The 1100-nt window shown below is 63.5% G+C and carries 2 protein-coding genes; both read left to right on the forward strand.

Annotated elements, in window-relative coordinates:
- Positions 1–406 (forward strand): FGGY-family carbohydrate kinase (locus tag HX846_RS37275; protein WP_256740467.1); only part of this gene is annotated, 406 nt, incomplete at its 5' end.
- 12 nt (positions 407–418) lie between these two features.
- Positions 419–1100: carbohydrate kinase (locus tag HX846_RS37280; RefSeq protein WP_178967472.1), on the forward strand; the 682-nt coding region annotated here is incomplete at its 3' end.

The following is a 1100-nucleotide window of genomic DNA, read 5'->3' on the forward strand; positions in this document are numbered from 1 at the left end:
CAGCCTGCACGGCCTGACGATGACCAATCTGACCCGCGCCAACCTGTGCCGCGCCGTGGTCGAAGGCACTACCTTCGGCTTGCGCTATGGCCTGGACCTGCTGCGTCAGACCGGCTTGCAGAGCCAGAGCATCCGCCTGATCGGTGGCGGCTCGAAAAGCCCGGTGTGGCGGCAGATGGTCGCGGATATCATGAACACCGAAGTGGTCTGCACCGAACAAAGCGAAGCCGCAGCCCTGGGCGCGGCAATCCAGGCCGCGTGGTGCCAGTCCGGTGAAAGCCTGGCGCAGTTGTGCCAGCGCTGCGTGAGCGTCGACGCAGCCAGCCGCACACTGCCGGATGCCGGCAGCGTGAGCGCCTACCAGCAGGCTTATGAGCGTTATCAACAGCACGTGGCATCCCTTTAAGAGCGAACGAATATGTATTTGGTATGTGGCGAAGCGCTGTTTGATTTTTTCAGCGAGGACGATGCCAGCGGCAAGGCATCCAGGGTCAATTACAAGGCGATTGCCGGCGGCTCGCCGTTCAACGTCGCGGTAGGCTTGCGTCGACTGGGAATCGACGCGGGCTTTTTCGCCGGGATCTCCGACGACTACCTGGGCCGACGCCTGTTGCAGGTGCTCAAGGACGAAGGCGTGGGCGAGGATTACCTCGTGGAATTCTCAGCGCCCACCACCCTGGCAATGGTCGCAGTGGGCGCCAATGGCTCACCGCAATACAGCTTTCGCGGTGAAGGCTGCGCCGACCGCCAGTTGCAACTTGAGCATCTACCGGCGTTGGGCGACGAAGTGCGTGGCGTACACATCGGCTCGTTCTCACTGGTGGTGCAGCCGATTGCCGACACGTTGCTGGCCCTGGTACGCCGGGAAAGCGGCAAGCGCCTGATCAGCCTCGACCCCAACGTACGCCTGAACCCGGAGCCGAACATCGAGCTGTGGCGCGCCCGCGTGGCCGAGCTGGTCAAGCATGCCGACCTGATCAAGGTCAGTGACGAAGACCTGCACCTGCTCTACCCCGGCCAAACACCGGAAAGCGTCCTGCAGGGCTGGTTGCAGCACCGTTGCCAGCTGGTGTTCCTGACCCGCGGCGGCGACGGCGCCA

This window comes from Pseudomonas sp. K5002 (genome assembly GCF_013386655.1).
Taxonomy (GTDB): domain Bacteria; phylum Pseudomonadota; class Gammaproteobacteria; order Pseudomonadales; family Pseudomonadaceae; genus Aquipseudomonas.